9 protein-coding genes are annotated in these 7653 nt (G+C 55.4%); 6 read left to right on the top strand and 3 right to left on the bottom strand.

Features of this window, described 5'->3' with window-relative positions; genetic code table 11:
* Window positions 1-453 precede the first annotated feature (453 nt).
* The 4 genes from EXR70_24405 to EXR70_24420 all read left to right on the top strand — a co-directional run bounded on the left by EXR70_24405 (window position 454) and on the right by EXR70_24420 (window position 3096).
* Complete coding sequence (locus EXR70_24405) at window positions 454-753, top strand: FAD-binding protein (GenBank protein MSP41640.1); 300 nt, start codon at window positions 454-456, stop codon at window positions 751-753.
* A gap of 55 nt (window positions 754-808) precedes the next feature.
* Window positions 809-1225, top strand: coding sequence for a hypothetical protein (locus EXR70_24410; GenBank protein MSP41641.1), 417 nt, complete (start codon window positions 809-811; stop codon window positions 1223-1225).
* 52 nt (window positions 1226-1277) lie between these two features.
* A complete protein-coding gene (gene bioB / locus EXR70_24415; protein ID MSP41642.1) occupies window positions 1278-2258 on the top strand; it encodes a biotin synthase BioB in 981 nt (326 codons plus the stop codon).
* Window positions 2259-2454: 196 nt separating this feature from the next.
* Entirely contained in the window at window positions 2455-3096 is a 642-nt protein-coding gene (locus tag EXR70_24420; GenBank protein ID MSP41643.1) for a hypothetical protein, read from the top strand.
* Window positions 3097-3414: 318 nt separating this feature from the next.
* On the opposite strand, the gene EXR70_24425 is transcribed toward EXR70_24420, so the two are convergent.
* Together EXR70_24425 and EXR70_24430 are read right to left on the bottom strand one after the other, a co-directional pair.
* Window positions 3415-4293, bottom strand: a complete 879-nt coding sequence (locus EXR70_24425) for a hypothetical protein (GenBank protein ID MSP41644.1) — start codon at window positions 4291-4293, stop codon at window positions 3415-3417.
* A 106-nt stretch (window positions 4294-4399) separates the two neighbouring features.
* The gene (locus EXR70_24430) at window positions 4400-5146 is read right to left on the bottom strand and encodes a hypothetical protein (protein ID MSP41645.1); all 747 of its coding nucleotides are present in this window, start codon (window positions 5144-5146) and stop codon (window positions 4400-4402) included.
* A 120-nt stretch (window positions 5147-5266) separates the two neighbouring features.
* Here EXR70_24430 and EXR70_24435 point away from each other — a divergent pair, with 120 nt between their 5' ends.
* Both EXR70_24435 and EXR70_24440 read left to right on the top strand, forming a co-directional pair.
* A complete protein-coding gene (locus EXR70_24435) occupies window positions 5267-5476 on the top strand; it encodes a hypothetical protein (GenBank protein MSP41646.1) in 210 nt (69 codons plus the stop codon).
* Between the two features lie 22 nt (window positions 5477-5498).
* Window positions 5499-6527 carry a serine/threonine protein kinase gene (locus EXR70_24440; GenBank protein ID MSP41647.1) on the top strand — a complete coding sequence of 343 codons (1029 nt, stop codon included), beginning with the start codon at window positions 5499-5501 and terminating at the stop codon, window positions 6525-6527.
* 58 nt (window positions 6528-6585) lie between these two features.
* Here EXR70_24440 and EXR70_24445 read toward each other — a convergent pair whose 3' ends face one another.
* On the bottom strand, window positions 6586-7425 hold the full coding sequence (locus EXR70_24445; GenBank protein MSP41648.1) for a hypothetical protein: 840 nt from the start codon (window positions 7423-7425) through the stop codon (window positions 6586-6588).
* Window positions 7426-7653 lie beyond the last annotated feature (228 nt).

Below are 7653 nucleotides of genomic sequence, written 5' to 3' on the forward strand. Positions count from 1 at the left end.
CTTGCTCTGCTTTTTCTTTCTCGCCCACGCCAAACTCGCAAACGTTGTCTGCTCCCCCACGCTCTTTCCTCCCGCCTCACCTTGTCGGTCTTTCTGCTCTTCGTTATTAGACGACTTGCTAGATGACTTGTTCAGAGATTCCTTAACTGCTTCTTTTACTCAATGCATTGGTGAATCCTCGTTCGACTGACTATGCTACGATGATTTGGATGCAACCACTACGCTCGATGACATTAATCCAATTGGATTCTACGGCGATTCTTACCTTCGCACAATACAATCAGAAAGTTGCGGGGTTGCGTAACGGTCGAGACGATTTAAAAAAAATCACGGGCGCGTCGAGTAAATCCCCCGTATAATGCGAATTGCAACCAAATGAACCGCCCGCGCATCTAACCCTCACAAAGCAATAACTTTTGCTGGCGGTCGACTTTAGCGAGCACGGGAGCATCCATGGCAAACCATTACGACGTGATCATCATCGGCAGCGGCGCCGGTGGCGGCACGCTGGCACACAAGCTTGCGCCGACGGGAAAAAAGATTCTGATTCTTGAGCGCGGCGATTACGTGCCGCGAGAAAAAGACAACTGGAGCGCCAAAGCGGTCAACCTCGAAGGCAAGTACCAAACCAAAGAGAAGTGGCTCGATAAAGACGGCAAAGAGTTACATCCGCATACGAATTACTACGTCGGCGGCAACACGAAATTTTTCGGCGCGGCGCCCGCGATGTCCAATTCAAAGCGCCGTTGCTGAGCGCCACGCCGGAAGCCGCCGAGGAAATTCTCTTCACACTGGAAGCGCCAACATAATGCACGGCCCGCTCCTCGCGCTGCTAACTTTCTTCTTTGCCTTGCGAGTATTTGGACAAGCGCTGGTCGCCTTCACCGGCGTCACCTGGCTGCCGGCGATGGAGCATTGGTTCTCCGGCGTGATTCCCTATCCGGCGCTGCTGATCATTCAGTTGCTCATGCTGCTTCTGATGCTCAAGGTCGTCGGCGAGATCTGGCGCGGCCGCGGCTTTTACGCCGAGGTGCGGCCGCACTGGTCGCAATTTCTCGAGCGCTTCAGCGCCGTTTACGCCGCCAGCATGGTGCTGCGCTACATTCTGACCATGAGCTTACAGCCGGAGATGCGCTGGTTCGGCGGCGTCATCCCGATTACCTTTCATTTCGTCTTAGCCGCGTTTGTTTATGTCTTGGGACGCTATCATCGCACCGCCGACTGATTTGCATGGCTCCACCTCGCATGTTAGAAACTGGCTAGTTTTGGAGGATGAAATGGATTTTCAGCAACTGGCGGACAAGGCACTGCGAGGCATTCTTCCCGAGCGCGAAGAGTTGCACGAAATACTCAACGCGCCGGACGAACAGCTGCCGGAAATTTTGAGCGCCGCCTTCAAAGTGCGCCACCACTACTACGGCAAACGCGTGCAGATTCACGTTTTGCAAAACGCCAAGAGCGGCCTGTGTCCGGAAGACTGCCACTACTGCTCGCAATCGTCGGTGTCCGACGCGCCGGTGGAAAAATACACCTTCATGCCCAAGGCGCAGCTGGTCGAAAGCGCCAAGCAGGCCAAAGCCGCCGGCGCCGTGCGCTTCTGCATCGTCAACAGCGGGCGCGGCCCGACCAACAAAGAGATCGATGAGATTACCGACGCGGTGCGCGAGATCCGCGCCCAAACCGGCATGAACGTCTGCTGCTCGCTCGGCTTGATGAACGAAGACAAGACGCAAAAACTCGCCGCCGCCGGCGTCGGCCGGGTCAATCATAATTTGAACACCAGCCGCGAGCATCACGCCGAGATCGTCACCACGCACACCTACGACGACCGCGTCGCGACCATCGAAAGCGTCAAGAGCGCCGGCATCGGCACCTGCTCCGGCGGGATTATTGGAATGGGCGAAAGCGACGACGACATCATCAACCTAGCAATGACGCTGCGCGCCATGGACATCGACTCGATCCCGGTAAATTTTTTGAACTCAATTCCCAAGACGCCGTTCGAGAAAAAAAGAGAGCTGACGCCGCAACGCTGCTTAAAAACTCTCTGCTTGTTCCGCTTCGTCAACCCGAGCAAAGAAATCCGCGTCGCCGGCGGCCGGGAAGTTAACTTGCGCTCGCTGCAACCCTTAAGCCTTTACCCAGCCAACTCGATGTTCGTCAACGGCTACCTGACAACCCCAGGCCAAGACGCCACCGACGCGCACCAAATGATCCGCGATCTCGGCTTCGAGCTCGATCAGCCGGCGGCGATCTGAGTCGGAGATTGGTTTAACCGCAAAAAGCTTAGCGCAGCAGAGCCGCAACGGAAATTCGGAATACCTCTCGCTAAGACGCCAAGCCCGCAAAGGTCGGAACAACGAGATAATCATTAAGTAAGTATATAAATGTTTACCCTCCGAACTTTGCGTCTTTGCGCCTTTGCGAGAGGCGTATCCGAATCGGAAAAGACTTGTGCGTGGCGCGCAAATTTTCAAATATTGCAGTGCAAAGGTCGCAAAGAAATTCACCTCAAGACTTAGCAGCGACGACTCGTCTTTGGCTCACCCGGCGTTAGCTGCGATGGACTTGATCTCCACCTTTAGCATCCTGATCCCAATCTTTGCAGCAATTTCGGTTACAGAATTTATCGCCGCGATCTTCTGGTGGCCATTCTATTTCCGAAGCGGCGTTCAGATATATCGGCGAGAAATTCAAGGCGAGTGGGAATCTAAGCGAGAGCTTTCCGACATCACGGATTGTTCCAATGCAAGCTTGCGGTTTCGCAGTGCGAACCTTCAGGAAATCTTTTTTCAAGAACCGCTGCTTGGTTTTTCATTGAGCGCAAAGCCCATGATCCACGGGCGGTTGAGTTATAACGGTTCGACATTTGAAATCATTGGACACGCCAATTGGACGCCCATCTGCGTCGCGATCTTGGGTGTGCTCTTTGGCGTGGTGGGTGTGGTCCTATTCGGCTTTATTGGATTGGCCGTGGCGATTCTACCAGCGGTGTTTCTGATCTTGTTGTATTGGTCGTTCCAAACTCGGAAACAACGACTGGACGATCTCGCCGATGAAATTACCGCCAACCTCAAACCAAAAACTCCGAGATAAATTCGTTTTTGGTTTCTTTGCGGCCAACCCTCCGCCTCCGGATCTTCTACTCTGTACTCCTATCCGTGATAGTTTGCGCGGCTTGCGCAAATTTTCCGCGCCACTGTTCCCAAGTTGCTGTGCTCAATGAAAAATACTATCTCACCACGAAGGCACGAAGGACACGAAGGGTTCGGATAATTTATTCTCCGAACTTCGTGCTCTTCGTGTCCTTCGTGGTGAAAACCTCTGTCCCATTTGGTTGCGGCTCTGCCGCGCTGGGCTCTCTGTGGTTAAATTCCCTCTTCCGCATAACGACGACAAGACTAACTGCCCCGCTTACTTCCACCAACTGAGCAGCACCACGCCGCTGACCACCAGCAGCGCGCTTAGGACAATGCGCAGCGTCACCCGCTCGACGTCGCGCAGGAATAGCGCGGTCAAGATCAGCGAGAAGAACGGCCCGGTGCTGCTGATCGGGATGACCACGGAGACTTTGCCCAGATCCAACGCGTAGTAAATGCAAATCATGCCGAAGCTGATGGTGATCCCGGCGGCGAGAAACCACCAGACGCACTGGCGATTCATCTTCCAGGTTTCTTCAGTTTTCTCGACGTACCAGAGCGTCAACACCGACACAACCAGCGACGAAGTGGCGGTGACCGCGGCGGCGAGAAATGGATGGGGCACGGCAGCGAGACCGAACTTGCGCACCACTTGCGACGCGCCTGCCAGCGCCGAAGCTGCAATGGGAAACCAGAGAAATGCTGCTGAGCCGGCGAGCTTCATCGAGCCGCTGCGCCAGGAAAGCAAAATAATTCCCGCGATGATCATCAAAGTCGCGACGACAATCGCCAGCGTCATCTGCTCGCCGAGAAAAATAATTGCCATGATCGCGCTAAACAGCGGCGTGCTGGCGCGGATCGGATCGGTGATCGCCACGCCGAGGGCATCGATGCCTTTATAGGTGAGTAGCCGCGTCAGTCCCGGCTGAAAGAAGCCGACCAGAACAAAGATCAAAACCGAAACAAGCGTCACCTGGGCCAGCGGCACGAACAAAAACGTCAGGCTCCAGAGAAAAACGATATTGATCGAAAGGCTGCTGACGACGCCGGTGGCCGGATTCGAATAGCGCAGCGCCTTCTTGGTGAATATATTGTGCAAGGCAAACAGAAACGCGTTGGCCAGTGCGAAAAATTCAGCGGGAATAGAAGTCATTGCGTGGAGACAGCCGGTGTTTTTAGAGCGGCGATCGAAGTCAAGTTATACCCGACTTGCCGCGATTAAACCACGTGAGAGCCGCTGTGGAGTTAAGTGGCGCCGCCTATTTCACGCGAAAGCTCTGATAGCGCAAGCCCCGGCGCGCTTTTTTGGCGCGGAACTTGATCCGCTTTCTTTCCGCCGCGCGATCGTCGCCGGCGTGCTCGTAAGTATGGTGTTTGCCGGTCTTGGGATCGAAGAAACCGATATAGCCGCCGGGATTGACGCCGAAGGAGCGCAACGTTCTGCCATCGTGACTGCGGTTGAGAAAATCGTTGCGCCCGCCGCGCTCTTCGGTGCCGGTAAAATAAAGCGGCAAGACGAAGTTGGAAACTTCGACGCCGTCGATTTCATAGCTCTCGTCCTGCACCGCGTCACACATCTCATACCAATGAAACACCGTACGGCGAGAATGCTTGGGATGGGGCCCCATGGCGAGCAAATTCACGTCCGGGTCGCCGATCAGTTCCAGCGCTTCGTGGGACAGCGTGACGCTCCAGCTCTCGTCGAGCAGTTCCGACAGCTCACTGAAAACAAACCCGTAGGGAATGCCGCGATTGTGCTTCTCGTGATAACCGAGGGCGTCGGTGGTTTTGGCGGCCACGCATAAATAAATAATCGCATCGCCGCGCATGTCGGCCGCCCGCGGCGTGCCTTTCGCCGTCGACCGGCCTTCGAGCCGCAGCGTCGCGCCCAAACTCCAGTAGGGCTCGAAGTCCTGGGCGATCTGGCGGTTGATGGCGCGGATAGCGCGCAGCACTTTTTCATCGGTAATCTGGCCGTCGGAGTGATTGACGACTGAGATGATCATCCCACGTTCCTCCCGTGCGAATAAACTTCTCCTTAGATCTCATGCCCATCGCTTCCCCGTCAAGTCAGTTAACGTTGCAAAGCGCCCGGCCATTTGCCAGATTGATCGCGAAGGACATCCATGGCGACGAAAACCGCGATCATTTCGATAACCAATTTGAAAACCGAAGACCTGCCGGTGCTGCGTGAAGCTTTCAAGCAAGTCGCCGGCGTGGGAAAAGTCGACTTCAGCGTCGAGCGCAGCGTCACCGTCTTGGAGTTCGATCCGGCGCAGTCGCACATCGACGATTTTCTCCGCGCCATCCTCAAAGCCGGTTTTCAGGTTCAGTAGTTTAAATTCTGACAGAAACTTAATGCCCCACCCGCGGCAGTGTACAAGCCGTGTACGCTCGTCTAGGATGACGGCCATGCTAGACAACTTCCTGCAGATTCTTCCAGAAGTCATTTTCGACGCCGCCGAAAAATTGGGCGGGCGCTGCACCGGTCGTTTCTACGCGCTCAATGCCATGGAAAACCGCGTCTACGACATCGAGATGGAAGAAGGCCCCCACGTCGTCATCAAATTTTACCGCCCCGGCCGCTGGAGCCGCGCGACGATTCAGGCCGAGCATGATTTCTTGAAGGCCCTCGAAGCCAGCGAAATTCCCGTCGTCTGCCCGCTGACGGACGACCAGGGACAATCTATTTTCGAAATCAACGGAGTAATGTTCACGATCTTTCCGAAGCGTCCAGGGCGACTCGAGCCGGAGCTTAATACCGAACAGTTAACGCGCCTGGGCAGGTTCATGGCGCGCCTGCATAACGTCGGCGCGGCGGTCAAAGGCGCTCCCCGTTTACGGCTCGATGCGCAAACTTACGGGCGCGAACCGTTGAAGTTTTTAATCGATGGAAACTTCATACCGATGCAACTCGCCAGTCGTTTCGAAATCATCGTCAGCCAAATTTGCGACGCCATCACGCCTCGTTTCGCGGACGTCGAGTACGTTCTGCTCCACGGCGATTGCCATTCGGGAAATATATTGTGGAATCGAGATGATCCGTATTTCATCGATTTCGACGACATGCTCTACGCGCCGCCGGTGCAAGACATCTGGATGCTCACCGGCGGCGACGACGAATATGGCAAGAAGCAAAGGGATATCTTGCTCGATGCCTATGAAGAAATGAGAGCATTCGACATGACGACCATGAAGCTCATCGAGCCGCTGCGGGCGCTGCGCATGATTCACTTTTCCGCCTGGATCGCGCGCCGCTGGGAAGACAGCGCTTTCAAGTTGGGGTTTCCCGCCTTCGGCACCGAGCGCTATTGGCAGGAGCAAATCGAAACGCTCGCCCTGCAATTAGAAAAAGTGCAGACCCAACCCACCGCTCTCTACCGTTGAACCACTGATCATTCCGATTGGCGCGGCTCTTCGGTGAAAGAAAGTTATTCCATCAGGTTCAAGGGCGTTTCCAGCTGTCCCAGGTGCGGAGAATATTTCCGGTGATCTTGTCGGGATCGGCATCAGGGATCGGTTCGAATTTCTGTAGCCGTCCCGCGAAGCAATCGGCCAAGTAGAGATTCCCGAGTTGATCCGTGGTGATCCCATGTGAACAGTTGAGCCGCCCAGCCTGGCCCCCCGGAGCGCCCCAGGCGTAAAGAAAGTTACCGTTCAGATCGAACTTAAGAATTCGGCTGATCGGCGCGTCACCGACCCAAATGAACCCTTTGTCGTCGATGAATTGATTCACCATCAGGGTGGGCTGATTGGCCGGCCAGTGCGGTGATTTCAAGGGCCACATGTCGAGAAATTTTCCGTTCTCGTCGAAGACCTGCATTCTTGCGTGACCGCGGTCGATGACGAAGAGTCGGCGGTCGGCGCTGATCGCGATGCTGTGGACCGTATTCCATTCGTTGGGCTCTGGGTTCTTCGGATCCTTGGGCGGCCCGCCCCAGTCCATGATGAAGTTGTCGTTGGCGTCGTACTTGACAACCCGCGTGCCGCCGTAACCGTCGGTGATGAAGTAAGTCCCGTCGGGCAGCCAAGCGATGTCCGTCGGCCGGTCGAAGGTGTTCGGCCCGCGACCGCGTACACCCAACTGCCCTTTGCTGTGAACCAGCTTGCCGTCGTGAGTGAATCGGTAAATCATGTGCAGCTGGTCGTCGATGATCCAGACATGCTTCTGTTTATCGTAGGGGCTGATCTTGCTCTGGTGTGGCCCACGACCGCAGGGATTCTTGGCGAACAACTCTTCGAGATGCGGCCACTCGTCGACCAGGTTGCCCTGGCGATCGAGCACGTAAATCGAGTGCTGAAACCGGCGCTCCCATCCCCGGCTTTTCTCCGGTATCCATCTTCGTTGCCAGCACCCCGCCACTCCTGGATACCCTAGATTCACAAGCGAAGTGCAACACTATTGGGATAAGGTGTTGCTATGGGACAAAAGTATCAACAGTTTTCGCTTGAAGAGCGCTGTACGCTTTGCCGACTTAGCCAAGCCGGGAAAACAAAGCGCCAAATCGCGGCA

The organism is Deltaproteobacteria bacterium (assembly GCA_009692615.1).
Classification (GTDB): Bacteria; Desulfobacterota; Binatia; order UBA9968; family UBA9968; genus DP-20.

What these genes read in the sequence shown, in the direction of transcription:
- EXR70_24410 (MSP41641.1), top strand. Translation starts at nt 809, where the DNA reads ATGCACGGCCCGCTCCTCGCGCTGCTAACTTTCTTCTTTGCCTTGCGA.
- EXR70_24405 (MSP41640.1), top strand. Translation starts at nt 454, where the DNA reads ATGGCAAACCATTACGACGTGATCATCATCGGCAGCGGCGCCGGTGGC.
- EXR70_24425 (MSP41644.1), bottom strand. Translation starts at nt 4,293, where the DNA reads ATGACTTCTATTCCCGCTGAATTTTTCGCACTGGCCAACGCGTTTCTG.
- EXR70_24440 (MSP41647.1), top strand. Translation starts at nt 5,499, where the DNA reads ATGCCCCACCCGCGGCAGTGTACAAGCCGTGTACGCTCGTCTAGGATG.
- EXR70_24435 (MSP41646.1), top strand. Translation starts at nt 5,267, where the DNA reads ATGGCGACGAAAACCGCGATCATTTCGATAACCAATTTGAAAACCGAA.
- bioB (MSP41642.1), top strand. Translation starts at nt 1,278, where the DNA reads ATGGATTTTCAGCAACTGGCGGACAAGGCACTGCGAGGCATTCTTCCC.
- EXR70_24430 (MSP41645.1), bottom strand. Translation starts at nt 5,146, where the DNA reads ATGATCATCTCAGTCGTCAATCACTCCGACGGCCAGATTACCGATGAA.